Origin of the sequence: Micromonospora sp. LOL_023, assembly GCF_048060115.1 — a bacterium.
Taxonomy (GTDB): domain Bacteria; phylum Actinomycetota; class Actinomycetes; order Mycobacteriales; family Micromonosporaceae; genus Micromonospora_E.
The window spans coordinates 1-19707 of the sequence record NZ_JBHMIM010000084.1; the positions used below are offsets into that span (position 1 = coordinate 1).

The window sequence follows — 19707 nt, forward strand, 5'->3', positions numbered from 1 at the left end:
CCATCCGTAACGCCGCCCGGAATCGCGAACTCAGGAAGAACGCCATCTTTCATTCGGACCGGGGCAGCAACTACATGTCGGACGACTACGGCAGAACGCTTCGGGATCTGAGGTTGCGGCGATCTGCTGGCCGGACCGGAATTTGTTTCGACAATGCGATGGCGGAATCGTTCTTCGGTGCGCTGAAGAACGAACGCGTGTCGCGTGTGAAGTATCCCACGCGTGAGGCGGCACGCCGGGACGTTACTGCCTACATCGAATTCTGGTACAATCGTCAGCGTCTGCATTCGGCGGTGGGCTACCGACCTCCCCGGGAAGTCCACGCAGAGTTCGAGAACCTTCAAATCGCGGCGTGAAAGAACCGGCCGAACCACTGTCCGGAAAACGCGAGGCCCCTCAGCCCGTACCGTCTCGATCAGTTCGGCGGTCTCTTTCCGTGTGGGTTGGTCGATCGTCAACTCGACGTCGCCTACCCGGAGCTGGGCGCGGCGGCCGGCGTGGCGTTGCAGGAACGCCACGATCACATCGACCAGCAACTGTACGTATGATGGGTCGACGCTGGTCAGTACGGTGACGGCCGCCAGTGCCAGCTCCGCGAGGCCCTTGCTCGCCGGACCGGGGGCGATCGGGACGCGTCGGACGTCCCCAACGCCACGAAGATCGTCTGCCAGCTCTTCGGTGAGTTGGTCGAGAGCGAAATCGTCATCGCCGGTCAGCGGTGTGAAAGTGACCTCGACACGTACCTGCGACACGCAGCCTCCTCCTGTTTCGCGACGAGAAGGCTACGGAGTCGCCGATGCGGCCGGGCGTGTCTGTCGGCTATCCGATCGTACCGACAACCGGTCGATGCCTGCCGTCGATGATCTCATCGACAATCATCGAATAACTGTTGGTTCAAGGACAGAAGCCTCGCCAGTCGGGAGAAGGCGATGAAGATTCACCTATGGGAATGCGTCCGAGTAGAGATCACCGGACACCCGCCTCATCATCGGGAGGTTCCATGAAAAACAAGGCGCGCCGGACGCTCGGTGTCCTCGTCGCGACGGCGGCGTTGGCGCTGGCTGCCGCGGCGACACCAGCCGCGGCCACACCCACCAGCACCGTCGACATGGTCACCCCGGTCTCCGACACGGGCGAAACCATCAACCCGGCGGTCCTCGCCGAGCGGATCGACGAGACGATGGTTCAGACCACCCGTCCGACGGTGCGGCGCGGCGCTGACGGGACGGACCGGGCGCCCGCCGTCCAGGTCGAGGGCAGGACCGAGCCGGGCGAGATCGGCATCAGCAGCATCATCGGTACGGACAACCGTTACCAGGCGACCCCGGCGGACTGGTGGCCGGCGAGCTCCACGGTCCACATCACCCGTACCTCCGGGTTCATGTGGACCTCCGCCAGCCAGAACGGCACCTCGACCTACAACCGGGGCTACAGCGGGGACAAGACGTTTGGCACCCAGTGGTCCAGCTCCGACCAGATCCGGGTGACCCAGTCCACCGAGCTGTTCTACCATCACGACACGGTCGGCGGTAACAGTGGTGGACCCGTCTACACGTATTCGGTGACCGACTGCGGCCCCTGCGCCGTGGCGGTACACGCGTACGTCCTCCACGGCAGCGGGGCGCCGAACAACAACCACAACAGCGGACCGCGGATCACCGAGCCCGTGTTCAACAACTTCATCTACTGGCGCGACCTGTAGTGCGACGCATGACGGCCCTGTCTGGTGACCGCGCAACCCGGTCGCCGGGCGGGGGTCGGCGCGGCGGCGACGCCCGGCACCTCGCCACCGGCTCCTGATACTCTGCGCAATCGAGCAATTGCGTGACGTGAAGACTGGCCGCGAAACGAGGACTGGCCATGAAACCAGTACGACGTGCACTTCTGTCGGTGCTGTTCGTCAGCTTGCTGATGGCGGGCTGTGCGACTGAATCGTCGCCTTCGTCCGGACCGTCGGTCCCGAACACTCCGGACACCCCCGTCGCCGACCAGCGAGACGTGCCATCGGGGTCGCCGGGTACGGTAGCTAATCGCGGTACGGCGATCATCGAGGTACGGAACCCGGCGGGTGAACCGCTGCCGGTGATCCCGGTGGAGGTCCGTACGGTCGACTGGCCGATGCCCGCAGAGCTGTCCGAGGACATCGCCCGGATGACCGACGCGCGTGGCGAGTACATCTGGACCGATCTGCCACCGGGGGAGTACGAGTTCACCGTACGGGTTCCGGGCGAGGACGTCGCTGCGGCCCGGCGGGTGACCGTGGCGGCGGACGAGACCAGCCGGGTGCCGATGACCCTCGGCTGATCAGTATCCGGTCCGACCCGACGTCGGCCGTGGCGCGGTCGTGGGTCACCCGTGGCGCAGCTCGCGCCGGGACAGACTGAAGCTGAACGCGGCCAGCAGCGTCGCCCCGCAGGCCAGGAAGACCGCCGTACTGCCGTACCGGTCGACCACCAGGCCGGCGGCCACCGTCGACAGTGGGAACAGGCTCAGTGCGGCGAAGACGATCGCGCTCATCACCCGGCCCAGCAGGTGCGGCGCGGTGCGCTGCTGCATGGTGGTGATCATTAGTACGTTCGTGACGGTGCTGGCCAGACCGGCCACCACCAGGGCCGCCACCGCGCCGAGGTAGCCGGCGATCGCCAGGCCGAGCACCATGCCGGCGAGCATCGCCGTCGCGCCGCGCCGGGGCAGCCCGGCCAGGCCGGCGGAGAACAGCCCACCGACCAGCGAGCCGGCGGTGAACGCGGCCAGTAGTCCACCCAGCCCGCCCGCGCCGGCCGCCAGCTCGCCGTTGCTGAGCGACGGCAGCCCGATCCGGACCATGCCGCCGACGGTCAGGTTGGCGGCGGCGGTCAGGTTGGCGGCGGCGGTCACCAGCAGCACGGTACGCAGCAGCACCGACTCACGCAGCAGCCGCCAGAACCCGACCGGCGGCGCGTCCGACGGCGGTGCGCCACCGTCCGGTCCCGCCCTGCCCGGTTGCGGGCTGCCGTCGTCGACCGGTGGCGGTGGCACCGTGCCCCGCGCGACGCCGCCGATCATCGCCAGGCAGACCGCCGAGACGGCGAACGTCGCCGCGTCCACGCCGAACGCCACCGCCGGGGAGAGCGCCGCCACCCCGGGGCCGATCATCCCGGTGGTGAAACGGAGTCGGTCAAGGAGTCAGTTATCGAGGGCCACCGGCAGCGACTCCAGCCCGCGGAGCATAATCGTGTTCCGCCACGGCAGTTCGTGTTCGTCGGCGGCGAGGCTCAGCCCGGGGTATCGGTCCAGCAGGGCGCCGAGCGCCAGCTCGCCTTCGAGTTTACCGAGGAACGCGCCGAGGCAGCGGTGCAGACCGTGGCCGAACGCCAGGTGCCCGGGGTCGCCCCGGTCCAGGATCAACCGGTCGGGGTCGGGGAACCGGTCCGGATCCCGGTTGGCGCCGCCGAGCGAGAGGAGTACGAGTTCACCAGCGGGAATCCGTACTCCGTCGATGTCAACCTGCTCGGTGGTGAACCGCAGCGTCGCCATACTGACCGGCGACTCGTAACGCAGAAACTCGTCGATCGCGGCCGGCAGCGCCGGCCGGTTCGCCAGCAGCCAGCGGAGCTGGTCGGGGTGGCGCAGTAGGGCGAGGGTGGCGGTGCCGAGCAGGTTGACGGTGGTCTCGTGGCCGCCGATCAGCAGCAGGAAGACCATCCCGACGATCTCGTCGTCGGTCATCTCACCGAGGGCGGTGGTGAAGTCCGCTGGGTTGTCGCTGTGCGTGAGGATCGCCGTCGACCAGGCGCGGTCCTCGGCTGGGAAGCCGAGCAGATCACAGATGATTAGCATCGGCAGCGGGAAGGCGAAGTCCTTCATCAGGTCCACTGTCCGGCGTCCGGCGATGTCGTCGAGCAGCGACGTGGTGATCCGGTCCACCATCGGCAGCATGGCGGCCACCCGCCGGGCGACGAACGCCGCGTGGACGAGCTGCCGCAGCCGGGTGTGGTCCGGCGGGTCGCTGTTGAGCATGTGGACGACGTCACCGCCGAGGGTGACCCCGGCCACAGCCCTTCGTCGCTGTGCAGGATCGACACCGGGCCGTCGGACTGGATGCGGGCCAACGTCGGGTACGGGTCGGCGATGTACGGCACCTCGGGCTGCGTCGCCGTACCGGTCACGGTGTCCATGTCCCTCCTCGCGGAGACGGTCGGTGAAGGGAAACCCGGGCGGTACTCATACCGCCAGCGCTGGGAACGGCCAGCGGTACGCCGGGGTCGGCAGCCACCACAGCTGCCCGGCCTGGGCCGCGATCAGCCGGGCGTCGGCCAGGTCCCGCCGAACCGGCGCGGGCACCTGCCCGGCCGGTACTCCTTCGGTCAGCTGCCCGATGGCGACCAGATGCTCCGGCCGGGTCGGTTGCCGGGGTGAAACTCCAGGGACCAGATCCGCTGCTGGTCGCTGCCGGCGACGGTGTCGGTCCGCCCGTCGGTGAGCCGTACGACGCTGACCGCGGTCGTGGCGTCGGCCCGGGCGGCGAGCGCGATGGTGTTTCCGTCGGCGGCTAGGTCGACCAGGGCGGTGTAGCCGGCACTGACCGCCACCAGGTGACCTGGTCCGCCCGGTTCTCCCGCGTAGCAGCGGGTCTGTCGGCCGGTGCCGACGCAGACGGCGGTGCGGCGGCCGGTGGCGTCGAAGGCGATGCCGTGCTGCCGGCCGGGCGGTAGCCCGGTCAGTGCCAGCGGCGGCGGGCCGGCCGTGGCCCGGTCTGCCGCGCCCTGGCCGATTGCCGTCTGACCGGGGTCGACCGGCTGGCGGCGCCAGACACCGACTCCGGTCCGGTCCGGTCCGCCTCGAACTTCCAGAAGGTGCCGGCCGTCCGGCTCGATGTCGCGGGCGGACACCCCGTTCGGTGCGGCAGTGCGGACCTGACGTCGGCCCGCGCGGATGTCCCAGGCCGGCACCTGGGTCAGACCACCGTCGTCGTGCAGTTTTACGGCCCGGCTGGGCTGGTGAGCGGCGAAGGCAGGTACGTGTGGCCCGGGTGCCGAGAGGGCCGCTGCACTGTTCGGCGATGCGCCGGGATGATCGGATGGCGTCGAGGATCAGCCTGGCGAGGTCAGCCCCGGTCGGAGATTTGCTGCACGGCCCAGCCGTTGCCGTCCGGATCGGTGAAGAAGAAGAAACCGACGTTGTCCAGCGGGTCGGGGACCGGCTGCGGGTTCTCGCCGAGGATCTGGATGTCGCTGACCGCGACGCCGCGTCCGCTGAGCTCGCCGTGCGCGGCCTTGAGATCGGCGACGACGAGTTGCAAGCCGCGGAGCGAACCGGGCGGCATGTCCGGGACGGCACCCTTGCCGATCACCACGGAGCAGCCCGACCCGGGCGGAGTCAGTTGGATGATCCGTACCTCGTCGTTGATCTTCGTGTCGTGATCGACGGTGAAGCCGAGCTGTCCGGCGTAGAAGTCCTTGGCCCGGTCCAGGTCGGTAACCGGGACCACGACCACCTCGAGTGTCCAGTTCATGGGTCACCTTCTGGTCGACGGTGTGGCGGTGCTGCCCCGGACGACGAGAGTAGTGCCAATCTACACCCGGTGTCGCGGCAACACGCCACCGTTGGCCAGCGCGAGTACCATCCCGGCGGCGGTCGACGCCATCTCGGTCAGCGGCTGGCGCACGGTGGTAAGCGGCGGGCAGCACCAGCGGGCGTTGTCGATGTTGTCGAAGCCGACCACACTCAGGTCGTCCGGGATGCGCAGGCCGAGCTGCCAGGCGGCGCTGCAGACGCCGAGCGCCTGTAGGTCGTTGCCGCAGAACACCGCCGTCGGTCGGTCGGGCCGGTCGAGCAGGTCACGCCCGTGTGTCTCACCGTCCTCGAAGAAGAACCGGCCGCTGCGGACCAGGTCGTCATCCAGCCGTACGCCAACCGCCGCCCGGCAGCCCACCAGCCGCGCGCGGGCGCCGAGCATGTCGAGCGGGCCGCTGATCACGGCGATTCGGCGGTGCCCGAGGTCGAGCAGATGGCGGGTCGCGGTGATGCCGCCGTTCCAGTTGGTGGCGCCGACTGACGGGGTCGGGTGGACCGGTTCGCCGACCGGGTCCAGGGCGACCAGGCGGGACGGCGCTGGCAACCAGTTGGGCGTGCTGCTCCGGAGTGAACGCGGAGTAGACGGCGATCACCCCGACCGGTCGGCGGGCCAGCAACTGCTCGGCCCAGGACCGGCCCGGTTCGGTGCGGCCCTGCACCTCGGTGAACCCGACGGCGAGCTCGTTGGTCCGGGCGACCAGCTCCACCCCACGCAGGATCTCGATCGCCAGGTGGCTCTCGAGTTGATAGAAGACGACCTCGATGCCGGCGGTCGGGGAGGCCGAGCCGGGCCGCTGGTAGCCGTGCTCGCGGACCAGTGCTTCGATTCGGCGGCGGGTCTCGAGGGCCACTCGGGACCGTCCGTTAGGCACTTTCGAGACGGCGGGTTTCGAGACGTCGGCCAGCGCGGCGATCGTCGCGACGGAGAGATCGCCACGGCGGGGTCCGCGTCGCTGACCTTCCGGCGGCCTGCCGGTCGCCGGTGGGTGGTCCGAGTGGGTGGGGGCGTGGTCCACGACCGATTCGCCAACCTTCCGCTTGATCTGGGGCATCGCCCGGCTCATGCTACGGAGCGTCAAGGCGTTTCTATCCACATGTGTCGATGTTAGTTCGACGCCGACCTTGAATCTCGAACCATTCATATCGATACTAGTAACTGTTTCGAGCCGGAGTGAAGCGGGAGCTTGGGCAGCCCCGCGTCGGATCCCCATCGTGCGTGCGTTCCGGAGGAACCACATGAGACTCATGGCCAAGATGCTGGCCGCCGCCGCAGCAACCGTCACCGCCGCGGCGGCCGCACTGACCTTCGCGGCACCCGCTTCGGCGGCCACCCTGACCGAGGTCACCAACTTCGGCACCAACCCCAGCAACCTGCGGATGTACCTGTACGTGCCGGACCGGGTAGCGCCCCGTCCGGCGATCCTGGTCGCGTTGCACTACTGCACGGGCTCCGGACCGGGGTTCCACTCCGGCACCCAGTTCGCGTCTCTGGCCGACCGGTACGGCTACATCGTCATTTATCCGTCGGTGACCCGCAGCAGCAAGTGCTTCGACGTCTACTCACAGCAGGCGCTGACCCGCGGTGGCGGCAGCGACCCGGTCGGCGTCCGGTCCATGGTCAGCTACGTGCAGCAGCGCTACAACGCCGACCCGGGCCGGATCTTCGCCACCGGAACGTCGTCCGGCGCGATGATGACCAACGTCATGCTCGGCGTCTACCCAGACGTCTTCGCCGCCGGCGCGTCCTTCGCCGGGGTGCCGTTCACCTGCTTCGCCACCACTGGCGGTTCCGAGTGGAACAGCCAGTGCTCAGGTGGACAGATCATCCGTACCCCCCAGCAGTGGGGCGACCCGGTCCGCAACAGTCTGCCCGGCTACTCCGGACCGTGGCCACGGATGCAGATTTGGCACGGCACCAACGACGGGACGCTGCGCTACCCGAACTTCGCCGAGCAGATCAAGCAGTGGACCAACGTGCACGGGCTGAGTCAGACGCCGACCTACACCGACAGCCCGCAGGGCAACTACACCCGCACCCGGTACGGTAGCTCCGGCGGTATGGCGCCAGTCGAGGCGATCAGCATGCAGGGCACCGGCCACAGCATCCCGGTCGATGCCGCCCAGGTGATCCGCTTCTTCGGTCTGGACGGCACGGCGCCTCCGACGACGGCACCACCGACGACCGCGCCGCCGACCACGGCACCGCCGACGACCGCGCCGCCGACCACTGCACCACCGACGACCGCGCCGCCGACGACCGCACCACCGACCACGGCACCGCCGACGACCGCGCCGCCGACGACCGCGCCGCCGACGACTGCGCCGCCGCCGTCGGGCACCTGCCGGATCACCTACGGGGTGAACGCGTGGAACAACGGACTCGTCGCCTCGGTGACGATCGCCAACACTGGCAGCATCGCGATCAATGGTTGGTCCCTGGCCTTCACCCTGCCCGCCGGGCAGACCATCACCTCCGGCTGGAACGCGACGTACTCGCCGACCAGCGGCGCGGTCACCGCCCGCAACCTGTCCTACAACGCCGGCATCCCGCCGAACGGCTCGCAGAGCATCGGCTTTCAGGCCACCCACACCGGCAACAACGGTAGCCCGACGTCGTTCACCCTGAACGGCACTCCCTGCGCCGTCGCCTGACACAGGCGGACGTCGCTGGTTGCGGGGCGACCAGTCCAGGATGACCGACCGCGACCAGCGACGTCCTACAGCGCTGGCCGCGGTCGGTCCGAGCCGGTGGCCACCTCGGACCGTGTCGTGCCGATCGACGCATCCGTATCGTCGGGATCAGCTCGGTACCTGCCGGGAACCGAGATCCAGCCACGGGCCGGCCGTCGCGCCAGGTGCCTGGTTGCGGGTCCACCAGCGGGCCGTCCACAGGTGCTCGCCGTGCGCCACCGTCTCACCGCCGGTGTAGATCCACGACGGTGTCCAGGCGCGAACGGTGCCGTCGGAGGTTTCAACCACGGCTCCGCTCTCGGCCCAGGCACCGTACGGGTTCGTCCCGGGCACCTCGTTGCTGGTCCACCACTGAGCCACCCAGACCGATCCGGCGTAGGTGATCTCGTCGCCCGCGTTGTAGACCGTCGGCGCGGACCAGTCCGACGGCGGCCCGGCGAGCGTGAACGCCACCTCGGTCACGTTCCCCGCGAGATCGAACGCCCGTAGCGTGTTGGTGCCCACGACAGCGCCGTACCTGCCCGGCTCGACTCCGTCGAGCGAGGTCCGTATGGCGTCGGCAAGGTCGGTGGTGACGCCGTTGACAACGACCTTGTCGAGCGTTCCCTCGTCGTACAGAGCGAAGCTGACCTGTCGGTAGCTGCCGTTCTCGCTCTCGGACCACGGCTCGATGGTGACCGTCGGGGGCGTCACATCGACGGCGAGGAGCCTGTGGATCTCGATGGTGTTCACCATGACCGATCCCGACGCCTCGTTGGCCATGTCGACGTTGACAGTGAGGAAGCCGTTCGTCACCTTGACTGTCGCGGACGCCCGGACCGGGTTGGTCCAGTCCTTGGACAGCTTGGTGGGCGGTAGTGCGGTCACTGCCTCGCTGGTTCCCTCGTTGAGGGTGACGGTCGCTTCGTATCCTTTGTCGACCTGCGCCGACCAGCCGGTGGCGATGGCGAGGTCGACGCGGTACCGGCCGTTGGCCAGCTCGAACTTGTACGGCACACCGACTCGCTGCGCCAGCGGTTGCGTCTGGTCCTTGGCGTAGCGGTAGGTCTGACCGACAGGTGTGCCGTCGGTGTGTCCGAGGTTCTCCGCGGGCCAGGTGTAGGTGCCGGTGAGCAGGTTCGGGTAGGTCGCGGACGGTCTGGCGGTGTCCAGCACACCCCAGTTCTTTCCGGTGACCGGGTCAGGCCCGAAGAACTGGTCGGTGACGCTGTGGTGCGTGCCGAGCCGGGAGCCAGCGTTGACGGTCGCCGGGTCGATGTCGCCAGCGTCGACAAGGTAGGCGAGTTCACCGATTTCGAGCCACTGCGCCCAGACGGTCATGTCGCCAGCGACGATCGTGTCCGCGTCGACACCTGCACCTGTGCCGGTCCGGGCGGTGTTCCAGCCCACGAACTCGTATCCGTTGCGTACCGGTGGTGCCGGCAAGGCACCGAGGCTGGCCCCGATACTCGCGAAGATCCGGGCGTGCTCACCCCGACCGTCGTTGCTGTCGAAGACGATCGCCGCGTCGGTCGTCGGCACCCCGGGCGCGGCGACCAGGAGGCTTCGTACTCCGATGTCGTACCCGGTGCTCGCGGTGTTCTTCCCGGCGCCGACGATGCGGTAGGTGATCTCGTGCGTACCCGCGGTCAAGTGGACAGTGCCGTGCTCGTGGTCGACCAGTCGGGGCTGCGCCGAGTAAAGGTCTACTGGCGTACCGGTCGACACGCCGTCGACGTACGGTTGCACGAAGGCACCGCTGCCGGTGGCGACGAAGTCGGTACGCAGCCGGTACACGGCTGACTCGTCGACGTCGAACCGGTATGTCACCGCGTCTCCGCTTTCCACAGCGGTCTCCGCGCCGGCGCCGTCGCGGTAGCTGCTCGGCGTACCGCCGGTGTGTGCGGCGTAGGTCGTTCCCGCGAGCCTCGCCGTCGAGGTCTGGACCGTGCCGGTGCTGCGAACCTCGACCGGTTCGGCTCCCGATCCCGGCACCGCGCTGTATCGCGTGGGGTCGGCGGCGGGCGGCGTGACGAGGATCCGGGCGGCGGTGCGACCGGGCAGATCCAGGGAGAACGACGCCTGGCCCGCAGCGGCGGCCACGTTGCGGCGCAGCACCGGTACGGTGCCGTAGTTCGGCGTGGCCAGCGTCTCCTGGATCAGGTCCACCTGTACGTGCACCCGGCCACTGGCGACGAGTGCCGGTGGGAGGTTGCGCAGTGTGACCGGAATGGTCTTTGCCGTCTCTTCCCAGTTTCCCAGCAGGATCCAGGACTCGTTGACGGTCGAGTCGTCGTCGTAGGTTGCCAGCGCGTCGACCGACGTCTTGTCGAAGGTCGTTCCGACCTTGCGGCCGGTCATCTCCCAGTAGGCCTGGTACACATACCAGATCCCGGTCGCCATCTTGCCGTCGTCGTCGAAGGTGGCCATCTCGCCGAGGAAGCTGCGCGAGTTGGGATTGTCGCCGGGCAGGCCCCACGCGGACCGCAGCCCGAACTCCAGGCTGGTGCTCTCCGCGGCGCGTTCGAGTTCACCTAGGTACGAGACCGAGAGCCCGGGGTTGTAGTTGCCCTGGCTGCGACGCCCGGCCTCCGTCGTCGAGTATCCGGTGCCCTGGTACTCGGTGATGGCGATCGGCATGACCGGGATGTCGTTCTGCCGCATCCACTCGGTGATCTGGCGGGCGTGGTCCTCGATCGCGGTGCGGGTCCGTGTCAGCTCGTGCCAGGCCAGCACGTCGGGCAGGCAGTCGTGCTGCTTGCAGTAGGTCAGGAAGGCAGTGAGGTACGAGAACTTGAACGAGGCGAGCTCAGGTCCTTGGACCAGCTGGGTCGGGTCGAAGTCCTTGACGCCGTCGTAGCCGTTCTTGAACCCTTGAAAAAATGCGTTCTGGTTGCTCCACTGCAGGTCAGGCTCGTTCCAGAGCACCCAGGAGTAGACGTCGATGTCCTTCGCCACAGCGTCGGCGAGCTCTGCGGCGATGTACTCCTTGTAGGCGGAGCCCTCGTCGATCTGCGCCAGGGCCTTCCAGTCGGTGTTGCCGCCGTACTCGCCGCGGGCCACCTTGCCCTTGAACCCGTAGTAGGTACCGATCATGAGCTTGGCGTCCGGGTTGATCGTCTGCAACCGGGCGCGGGTGGCGTCCTCGAACCACCCGGGGAGGTAGTCGTGGTAGACGCTTGTACGTTTGGAGTAGTCCGTTCCGCGGATCGCGTTGATGTCGATGCCGTCGGTCAGCCACTGCGCGGGGCCCCGTTCGTCGAACGGGTGCAGGTTGCCGCCGCCGATGTGCCGCATCGCGCCGGCATCGACCTGGTAGTCGACGGTGACGGGGTAGCTCGTGTCGGCGGCGGCCGGCGATCCGGTCGCCGGGATGAGCCCGAGCGCGAGCGCGACCCCGGACAGGGCAGCCAGCGCCCGTTGTCTTCCTCTGGTCATGACCTCTCCCTGCATCTCCTGATGGCCTCTCCGAGATCGTCAGCGAACCGCTGGCGGGCGAGTGCTTCCGGTGATCGAGGCGGTACCGTGGGCAGCGAAAGCAAGGTCAGCCTCGGTTTCGCCGCCCGCCGGCAAGCAGTTGGGCCAGCCGGCGGCGACCCGCCGTCAGCGCACCGCTGCGGCTCTGCCGGAGTCGCGGTGCGGCTATCTTCGTGGGGCTACGGAACGTAGGTCTGTTAACAATGCCGACTCGACTGTGACTTGTGGCGGCAACCATAGTGATCGATCACCTTGGTGTCAACGCTGGCTGAGGGGCCGGCGAGGAAGGGAATACCTATCAATGGCGACAGAGCCCTCGGCGACGCCGGAGCGAAGCAGGAAGCCGGCGACCATCTTCGAGGTGGCCAAGGAGGCGGGGGTGTCGCACCAGACCGTCTCACGCTTCCTGCGTGGCAACGGTGGGCTGCGCCCGGCGACGGTCGAGAAGATCACCCGTGCGGTCGAGCTGCTCAACTACCGTCCGAACCGGGCGGCCAGGGCGATGCGGACCAGGCGAACCGACCGCATCGCGATCGTCATGCCGGACATCACCCCGTTGGTCCCCAACCGGCTGCTACAGGGTGCCGCGGGCGCTGCCCACGACGCCGGCTTCCACATCGACATCGTCAGCCTCGAGGGATCGGCGGCGGACCGCGCGGCCCGGACCCGGGCGCTGCTCCAGCCCGAGACGGTGGACGGGATTCTGTCGTTCGCGCCGTTGCAGGACAGCTTGGATGGTTCGGGTGCCACAGAGTTCCCGGTGCCCATCGTGATCGTCGGGGAATACGACGACAACATGCGGGGGCGTAACCACCTGGCTGACGCGGCACCCGTGACCGCCATCATCGGCTACCTCGCGGCCAACGGTCATCGTCGGTTCGTCCACGTCGCCGGCTCGCCGTCGTGGGCCTCCGCCCGCAACCGGCGGTCGGCGTACGAGGCAACCGTCGAGCGTCTGGGCCTCGAATCGTGTGCCGTCGTCGACGGCGACTGGACCGTACGATCCGGGTACGAGGCGGCCCGCACCGTGGTCGCGGGCTGCGGTGCGACAGCCGTGTTCGCAGCCAACGACCAGGTCGCGCTCGGCGTCATCCTCGGCCTGCAGAGCGTCGGCATCGATGTGCCGGGCCAGGTCAGCGTGTTCGGCTGGGACGACGAGGAAATCGGACGGTACTTCAGACCGAGCCTGTCGACGGTGGCGGTGGACCGGGAGCGGCATGGCCGGTTGGCGATGCAGCGGCTGCTGGCCCTGATGCGGGGTGAACCCCTGAACGAGGCCTTCCCAGCCGACCTGCAGCGGCTGGTGCTCCGCGACTCGACCGGCCCAGCATCGGTTTGAGTCGACCCCTTGCACTCAAGGGTGATCGATCACTATGGTGCATCACACATCCGATTCGGCGAGGTTACGAGCAGCGGCACGCAGCGTGGCGTGCCTGCTGGCGCACCCAGGTCGTCGATCGACATGCGACAACTGCGGACCGCTGTCGACGAGGTGTCCGCGAGCGGGAGGAAGGGGTCGAACATGTGTAGCACCTTCTGGCCGCGGTCAGCGTGGGTGGCACGGTGAGCATCGCCGAGCTGCAAGCGATCAGCCGCCGTGATCCCGGAGCCCGGCCGCCGCAGGCCGCGCGTGACACGCGGGTGGCCGCAGCGTTTCTTGCGCCCTGGCTCATCGGCCTGTTCGTCCTGACGCTGGGCCCGATGCTCGCGTCGTTGTATCTGGCCTTCACCAACTACAACCTGCTCCAGGATCCAAGCTTCATCGGGCTCGACAACTTTCAGCGGATGCTCACCGACGAGCGACTGCACCGTTCCCTGGGCGTCACGTTTCTCTACGTGGCAGTCAGCGTGCCGGCCCAGCTGGCACTGGCGCTGCTGCTCGCACTGGTGCTGGACCGGGGGATGCGCGGACTGGCGTTCTACCGGTCCGCGTTCTACCTACCCTCGTTGCTGGGGTCGAGTGTGGCCATCGCCGTTCTTTGGCGGCTCATCTTCGGCGGCGATGGCCTGGTCAACGATTTGTTGGGCTTCCTTGGGGTCGAGACCACAACGAGTTGGGTGGCGGACCCGGCGACCGCCCTGTGGACGCTCGTCGTCCTGCACGCATGGACCTTTGGATCGCCGATGGTCATCTTCCTGGCCGGACTGCGACAGATCCCCCGGGAGTACTACGAGGCGGCGCAAGTCGACGGTGCAGGTACGGTCAGTCAGTTTCGTCACATTACGGTGCCGCTACTGACGCCCATCATCTTCTTCAATTTGGTGCTGGCGGTCATCAATGCATTCCAGACGTTCACACAGGCTTTCGTGGTGTCGGGCGGCACCGGGGGGCCGTCGGACTCGACACTTTTCTATACGTTGTACCTCTACCAGGAGGGATTCGGTTCGTACCGAATGGGCTACGCCTCCGCGATGGCATGGCTTCTGGTTATGATCATTGGAGCCTTTACGGCAGTCAACTTCTGGGCGGCAAGGCGTTGGGTTCACTACGATGACTGACTCGATGACGCGGGAGCCGGCGCGGCTACAGCCGCCGGTCACGAGGGCCAAGCTGGCGCGGCGAGCTGGCGCGGCGGGCGTTGTTCAAGGCGTACGACATGTCTTGTTGCTGGTCGTGGTGGGGGTTGCGCTCTACCCGGTGTTGTGGATGGTCGTCAGTTCACTGCGGCCCGACGGCCACATCTTCGGAAATCCGTCATTGGTGCTCGACACATTCGACTTGTCGAACTACACCCGCGGCTGGAACGCGCTCGCGCAACCCTTCGGTTGGTATCTGCTCAACTCGGGAATCATCGTTGTCGGCGCAATCGTTGGAAACCTCATTAGCTGTTCGATGGCGGCCTACGCCTTTGCGCGCCTTCGATTCCGGTTCCAGCGGCCCGCCTTTGCCATCATGCTTGTCACGATCATGCTGCCCATCCACGTCGTGATCGTCCCGCAGTATGTCCTCTTCGCCCAGTTGGGCATGGTCAACAGCTTCTGGCCGCTGATCCTGCCCAAATTCCTTGCCGTCGACGCCTTCTTCACCTTCTTGATGGTCCAGTTCATCCGCGGACTGCCGCGGGAGCTCGACGACGCTGCTCGCATCGACGGAGCGGGTCATGCGACCATCTTCCTCAAGGTGCTGTTGCCATTGATGCGGCCGGCGTTGGCCACCACCGCGATCTTCACCTTCATCTGGACCTGGAACGACTTCTTCAGCCAGCTCGTCTACCTGACGGACCCCAGCCTGTACACGGTGCCGGTTGCGCTGCGGTCGTTCGTCGACGCACAGTCTGAATCATCCTTCGGCGCACTGTTCGCGATGAGCGTGGTGTCGATCGTTCCGCTCGTCGTCGCCTTCGCGGTCGGTCAGCGGTATCTGATCCGCGGCATCGCAACCACCGGTGGCAAATAGACCAGCCTGTCCTGTCCCCGTCCTGTCCAGCTGCGTCGACAACTTCCATTCATCGGAACGGAGAGTAGTATGCGTATGTCATCTTTCCCGAGCCGGCTGGCGATTGCCGGCGTGCTCGTCGCGGTACTCGGAGTGGGTGCCTGTGGCACCGCGGACTCGTCCGGCGGGACTCAGCAGCTCAGCGACGGCGACGTCACATTGCGACTGACCTGGTGGGGCGCTGACGCGCGGCACGAGCGGACCCAGCAGGCGATCGAGGCGTTCCAGGAGCAGTATCCGAACATCGAGGTGATCGGGGAGTTCAGCGACTGGACCGGGTACTGGGACAAACTCGCGACGGCGACTGCCGGCGGTAACGCTCCGGACGTCATCCAGATGGACCAGCTGTACCTCGCCTCGTACGCCGACCGCGGTGTGCTGGCCGACCTGTCCCAGCAACCGCAGCTGGACACGGCGACACTGCCGCCGGCCGTGCTGGACACCGGGCGGTCCCGAGGCACGCTCTACGGCATGCCGATCTCCACGTCCGCCTGGGGCATCCTGGTCAATCAGGACAAGCTTGCCGAGCTGGGCGTCGCCCTACCCGACACCGAGAACTGGACCTGGGACGAGTTCGCCGACTTCGGCCGGTCGGTGACCGAAGCGTCCGGCGGCCAGGTGCACGGATTCACCCCACACTGGAACGAGTTCTCCTTGCAGATCCACGCCCGTCAGCACGGCGAAGCCCTGTTCAGCGACGGCAAGGTCAGCATCAGCGTGCCGACGCTGGCCAGGTACTTCCAGCAGGTGAACGACTGGGCGACCGCCGGGGCCTCCGTGCCGGCCTCGCAGTTCGCCGAGGGTGCCAGCGCCGCGCTCGATCAGACGGACTTCGCCACCGGCAAGGTCGCGATGATCTTCGCCAACGTGACGCAGCTGGCGGCCTACACCAAGGCCACCGGGGGAGCCGACCTGATCGCCGTCAAGCTGCCGACAGAAGACGGGAACTCGACCCCGTTCAGCTACCTCAAGCCGGGCATGTACTGGTCGGTGTCGGCTGAGAGCGAGCACCCCGCTGAAGCCGAGCTGTTGATCAATTTCCTGGTCAACACCACAGAGGCCGGTGAAATCATCGGTTCCGAGCGGGGCATTCCCGCCAACGCCACGGTGCTGGAATCCATCAGAGACTCGCTGACCCCTGGCGAACTGCAGGCCGTGGAGTACGCCGAGTCGATCCAGGACGTGCTCGGCGACGCACCGGAGATCGTGCCGAACGGTGCCAGCGAGATCGAACGGACCATCGTCCGCTACCTGCAGGACGTCATGTTCGACATACGGACCGCCGAGGAGGCCGCCGGGGCGTTCGTGGCGGAGTTGCAGTCGTCGATCGATGCCGCACAATGATCCTATGTCGGCGCGATCTGGGTGACCGCGGCCCGACCCGGGGCCTTGGCCCGCCCGTTGCGACTCGACCCGACACCCCGACCAACGCTTCACGTCACGCGCCGAGATGGAGAACTGCATGCTCAAGGTGGGAATGATCGGTGCGGGTAGCATCGCGGGCACACACATCGCCGGCTACCAGAAGTTCGGGGAGGACTGCCGGATCACCGCCGTCTGCGACGTGGACCTGGCCAAGGCGCAGGAACGCAGGACGACCTTCGGTCTCACCGATGCCCGCGTCTACGACGATGCCGGGGCTCTCCTCGCCGCCGAGGATCTGGACCTGGTGAGCATCACGACACCGCCGTCGACGCACGCCGACCTCACCATCGCCGCCCTGCGTTCGGGAGTCAACGTCCTGGTGGAGAAGCCGATGGCGCCGTCACTGCAGGAGTGTGACGCGATGGTCGCCGCCGCTGCGGAGTCGGGCAAGCTGCTGTCGGTCGTCGCGCAGAATCGGTTCCGTGACGACATGGCAACCTTGAAGGAAGTGCTGGACTCTGGTCTGATCGGAGCTGTGTCGCACGTCCAGGTCAACTCGTCCTGGTGGCGGGGACGGCCCTACTACGACCTGTGGTGGCGAGGGACCTGGTCTTCCGAGGGCGGCGGCTGCACCCTCAACCACGCCATCCACCACATCGATCTCACCATGTGGATGCTCGGCCGTCCGTCGGCGGTGACCGCGATGCTCGTCAACGCGCAGCACGACAACGCCGAGGTCGAGGACCTGTCCGTCGCGATCCTGCAGTACGACCGGGCACTGGCTCAGCTCACCAGCTCGGTGGTGCACCACGGCGAGGACCAGGAGATCGTCATCCAGGGCGCGCATGCCCGGGTTTCCCAGCCGTGGCGGGCGGTGGCCGAGAGCAGCGCGCCGAACGGGTTTCCCGCGCCGGGCGGCAACCAGGACCTGGTCGCCGACCTCGACGCACTCGTGCAGGCGCACCGCCCGCTCACGCATGCCGGGCACACCGGTCAGATCGGCGACGTGCTGCGTGCGGTCCGGGAAGGGACGGCACCTGCGGTGAGCGGCACAGACGGGCGAAACGCGGTCGAGTTGGTCACCGCGATCTACGAGTCGGGTATCGAGCGCCGCCCGGTGAGTCTCCCGTTGTCCCCGGACGATCCCTACTATCACCGCGGTGCCCTGGTACGGCGCGCGCCGCGGTTCTTCGAAAAGACCGCTACGGTACGCGACCTGCCCGGTCCCATCACCGTCGGTGCCACGACCCGGCAGGACAGCTGAGGAGACGAACAGGTGACGATGGTCAGTGGAGCGACGTACGCGCCGGATCCCATGCCGGCCCCGGTGGTGACACCGGGGGAGTTCGTCTTTGCCGCGGTTGGGCTCAACCACGGGCACATCTACGGCATGAGCGCGGGCCTGCTCGGTGCCGGCGCCACGCTCAAGTGGGTGTACGACCCCGACCCGGCCAAGGTCGCCGCGTTCCGCCAGCGGTTCCCGCAGGCGCGGGTGGCACGCGACGAGTCGGAGGTCCTCGACGACGACATGGTCCACCTGGTGGCCGGCGCCGCCGTCACCTCGGAGCGGTGCGCTCTCGGCCTGCGGGTCATCGATGCAGGCAAGGACTACTTCACCGACAAGGCCCCGCTCACCACCTTGGAGCAGCTGGCCGATGCACGAAAGGCCGCCGCGCGCACCGGGCGCAAGTACGCGGTCTACTACTCGGAGCGGATCCACGTCGAGGCGGCGGTGCTGGCCGGGCAGCTCATCGAGCGAGGCGCCATCGGCCGGGTGGTGCAGGTCATGGGCCTCGGTCCGCACCGGCTCTCCGCTGCCGGCCGCCCGGACTGGTTCTTCCGCAAGGAGAAGTACGGCGGCATCCTCTGCGACATCGGCAGCCACAACGTGGAGCAGATGCTGTACTTCACCGGGGCGACCGATGCCGAGATCAGCCACTCGACAGTCGGGAACTTCAACCACCCGCAGTACCCGGAGCTCGACGACTTCGGCGAGTTGGGGCTGGTGCTGAACACCAGCGCGACCGGGTACTGCCGGGTGGACTGGTTCACCCCCGACGGACTGAGCACCTGGGGCGACGGGCGTACCTTCATCCTCGGCACCGACGGCTACCTGGAGCTGCGCAAGTACGTCAACGTGGCGACCGACGCCGGCTCTGGCCATGTCTTCCTCGTCGACGGCAAGGGCGAGCACCATCTGGTCGCTACCGGTCAGGTCGGCTATCCGTACTTCGGTCAGCTGATCCTCGACTGCCAGCACCGGACCGAGAACGCCATGACTCAGGAGCACGCGTTCAAGGCGGCGGAGCTCAGCATCCGTGCCCAACTGCAGGCCAGGGTGGTCCGCCACGTCGCGGACCGCTGACCGACCGACCACAGCAGCGGCGCCTCCTTGAGTGAGGTCCGTGGCTCGCGCTCGAGCCCCCCGATCTTCGTGAAAAGACCTCATAATGGAGATTTTTGACGAATAGCCGCATAGCGGCGATAACCGACTTATGCTCAACGCAGTGCGGGATGCCCCCCAACACCCCGTCGAGGAATTTCTACTAATCTTCGGGACGCTGCGGGAGCAACGGTGACCAGTAAACGACGCCTGCGTCGACGACTCAAACAAGCACAAACCCCTGCCAAGTTGGGCTATCTTCTCCTGCTTGCCGCGACGACAAGTAGCTTGACACCAGCGGTGCAGCCGGCCAGCGCGGCCGAGGTTCGGCCGTTGGGGGATGCGCGTCCCAGCACAGAGTCTTCGCTCGTCACACCTGGGCCGAACGGGTATCGCACTGTCTGGTATCCCGCTGCGCCGTTGCGCGACGACCCGGGTATCGGCGACCGTGAACGTTGGCAGCCGGGCCTCGGGCCGCAGGGTTGGCAGCGCTCAGAGGACGAATGGCGTCGGCACAAGCCGAGCCGTGGTCCCCAAGGACCGCAGGGTGCGCAGGGTGCTGATGGTGCGCAGGGTGCGCAGGGTGCGCAGGGCGTGCAGGGCTTCCAGGGTTTCCAGGGTGCGCAGGGTGCCCAGGGTGCGCAGGGTGCTGATGGTGCGCAGGGTGCGCAGGGTGCGCAGGGTGCTGATGGTGCCCAGGGTGCGCAGGGTGCGCAGGGTGCTGATGGTGCCCAAGGTGCGCAGGGTGCGCAGGGCGTGCAGGGCGTGCAGGGTGCGCAGGGTTTCCAGGGTGCTGATGGTGCCCAGGGTGCGCAGGGTG

Annotated in this window: 16 protein-coding genes and 4 pseudogenes; 10 read left to right on the forward strand and 10 right to left on the reverse strand. The window is 67.5% G+C overall.

From position 1 onward, the window contains the following. Window positions 1-158 precede the first annotated feature (158 nt). A complete protein-coding gene (locus ACFHVL_RS28660; protein WP_416631641.1) occupies window positions 159-356 on the forward strand; it encodes an IS3 family transposase in 198 nt (65 codons plus the stop codon). 42 nt (window positions 357-398) lie between these two features. On the opposite strand, the pseudogene ACFHVL_RS28665 reads toward ACFHVL_RS28660, so the two are convergent. Next, window positions 399-752 (reverse strand): annotated as a pseudogene (locus ACFHVL_RS28665) (hypothetical protein); the annotation flags it as partial. 248 nt (window positions 753-1000) lie between these two features. Here ACFHVL_RS28665 and ACFHVL_RS28670 point away from each other — a divergent pair. Beyond that, window positions 1001-1702: a trypsin-like serine peptidase gene (locus ACFHVL_RS28670; protein WP_416631619.1), complete on the forward strand. Its 702-nt coding sequence runs from the start codon at window positions 1001-1003 to the stop codon at window positions 1700-1702. 296 nt (window positions 1703-1998) lie between these two features. Then, window positions 1999-2304 (forward strand): carboxypeptidase-like regulatory domain-containing protein, encoded by a 306-nt coding sequence (locus ACFHVL_RS28675; protein WP_416631620.1) that lies wholly within the window; start codon window positions 1999-2001, stop codon window positions 2302-2304. A gap of 45 nt (window positions 2305-2349) precedes the next feature. Here the strand turns inward: ACFHVL_RS28675 and ACFHVL_RS28680 are convergent. The 7 genes and pseudogenes from ACFHVL_RS28680 to ACFHVL_RS28710 all read right to left on the reverse strand — a co-directional run. Beyond that, window positions 2350-3147, reverse strand: a pseudogene (locus ACFHVL_RS28680) (MFS transporter); the annotation flags it as partial. An 18-nt stretch (window positions 3148-3165) separates the two neighbouring features. Further along, a pseudogene (locus tag ACFHVL_RS28685) lies at window positions 3166-4157 on the reverse strand (cytochrome P450). Between the two features lie 46 nt (window positions 4158-4203). Beyond that, entirely contained in the window at window positions 4204-4323 is a 120-nt protein-coding gene (locus tag ACFHVL_RS28690) for a DUF5825 family protein (protein WP_416631621.1), read from the reverse strand. 23 nt (window positions 4324-4346) lie between these two features. Further along, complete coding sequence (locus tag ACFHVL_RS28695) at window positions 4347-4931, reverse strand: hypothetical protein (RefSeq protein ID WP_416631622.1); 585 nt, start codon at window positions 4929-4931, stop codon at window positions 4347-4349. Window positions 4932-5086: 155 nt separating this feature from the next. Further along, window positions 5087-5494 carry a VOC family protein gene (locus tag ACFHVL_RS28700; protein ID WP_416631623.1) on the reverse strand — a complete coding sequence of 136 codons (408 nt, stop codon included), beginning with the start codon at window positions 5492-5494 and terminating at the stop codon, window positions 5087-5089. 60 nt (window positions 5495-5554) lie between these two features. Further along, window positions 5555-6100 (reverse strand): substrate-binding domain-containing protein, encoded by a 546-nt coding sequence (locus ACFHVL_RS28705; RefSeq protein ID WP_416631625.1) that lies wholly within the window; start codon window positions 6098-6100, stop codon window positions 5555-5557. Window positions 6101-6407: 307 nt separating this feature from the next. Next, window positions 6408-6803 (reverse strand): annotated as a pseudogene (locus ACFHVL_RS28710) (hypothetical protein); the annotation flags it as partial. On the opposite strand from ACFHVL_RS28710, the gene ACFHVL_RS28715 reads away from it, so the two are divergent. Continuing rightward, window positions 6793-8208: a PHB depolymerase family esterase gene (locus tag ACFHVL_RS28715; RefSeq protein ID WP_416631627.1), complete on the forward strand. Its 1416-nt coding sequence runs from the start codon at window positions 6793-6795 to the stop codon at window positions 8206-8208. The pseudogene ACFHVL_RS28710 and the gene ACFHVL_RS28715 sit on opposite strands and share 11 nt — an antisense overlap. A gap of 147 nt (window positions 8209-8355) precedes the next feature. Here the strand turns inward: ACFHVL_RS28715 and ACFHVL_RS28720 are convergent, their stop codons facing one another. Continuing rightward, window positions 8356-11664 carry an InlB B-repeat-containing protein gene (locus ACFHVL_RS28720; RefSeq protein WP_416631629.1) on the reverse strand — a complete coding sequence of 1103 codons (3309 nt, stop codon included), beginning with the start codon at window positions 11662-11664 and terminating at the stop codon, window positions 8356-8358. A gap of 400 nt (window positions 11665-12064) precedes the next feature. Between ACFHVL_RS28720 and ACFHVL_RS28725 the strand changes: the two genes are divergently transcribed. From ACFHVL_RS28725 to ACFHVL_RS28750, 6 genes are all read left to right on the forward strand, one after another. Continuing rightward, window positions 12065-13042 (forward strand): LacI family DNA-binding transcriptional regulator, encoded by a 978-nt coding sequence (locus ACFHVL_RS28725; protein WP_416631631.1) that lies wholly within the window; start codon window positions 12065-12067, stop codon window positions 13040-13042. A gap of 224 nt (window positions 13043-13266) precedes the next feature. Continuing rightward, entirely contained in the window at window positions 13267-14202 is a 936-nt protein-coding gene (locus ACFHVL_RS28730) for a carbohydrate ABC transporter permease (protein ID WP_416631632.1), read from the forward strand. Continuing rightward, window positions 14195-15100, forward strand: coding sequence for a carbohydrate ABC transporter permease (locus ACFHVL_RS28735; protein WP_416631633.1), 906 nt, complete (start codon window positions 14195-14197; stop codon window positions 15098-15100). The genes ACFHVL_RS28730 and ACFHVL_RS28735 overlap by 8 nt, the downstream gene beginning before the upstream one ends. 69 nt (window positions 15101-15169) lie before the next feature. Continuing rightward, the gene (locus ACFHVL_RS28740; protein WP_416631635.1) at window positions 15170-16483 is read left to right on the forward strand and encodes an ABC transporter substrate-binding protein; all 1314 of its coding nucleotides are present in this window, start codon (window positions 15170-15172) and stop codon (window positions 16481-16483) included. A 118-nt stretch (window positions 16484-16601) separates the two neighbouring features. Next, window positions 16602-17768 carry a Gfo/Idh/MocA family protein gene (locus ACFHVL_RS28745; RefSeq protein ID WP_416631637.1) on the forward strand — a complete coding sequence of 389 codons (1167 nt, stop codon included), beginning with the start codon at window positions 16602-16604 and terminating at the stop codon, window positions 17766-17768. A gap of 18 nt (window positions 17769-17786) precedes the next feature. Next, window positions 17787-18869, forward strand: a complete 1083-nt coding sequence (locus ACFHVL_RS28750; protein ID WP_416631642.1) for a Gfo/Idh/MocA family protein — start codon at window positions 17787-17789, stop codon at window positions 18867-18869. 510 nt (window positions 18870-19379) lie between these two features. Here the strand turns inward: ACFHVL_RS28750 and ACFHVL_RS28755 are convergent. Next, window positions 19380-19707 (reverse strand): hypothetical protein (locus ACFHVL_RS28755; RefSeq protein WP_416631639.1); only part of this gene is annotated, 328 nt, incomplete at its 5' end.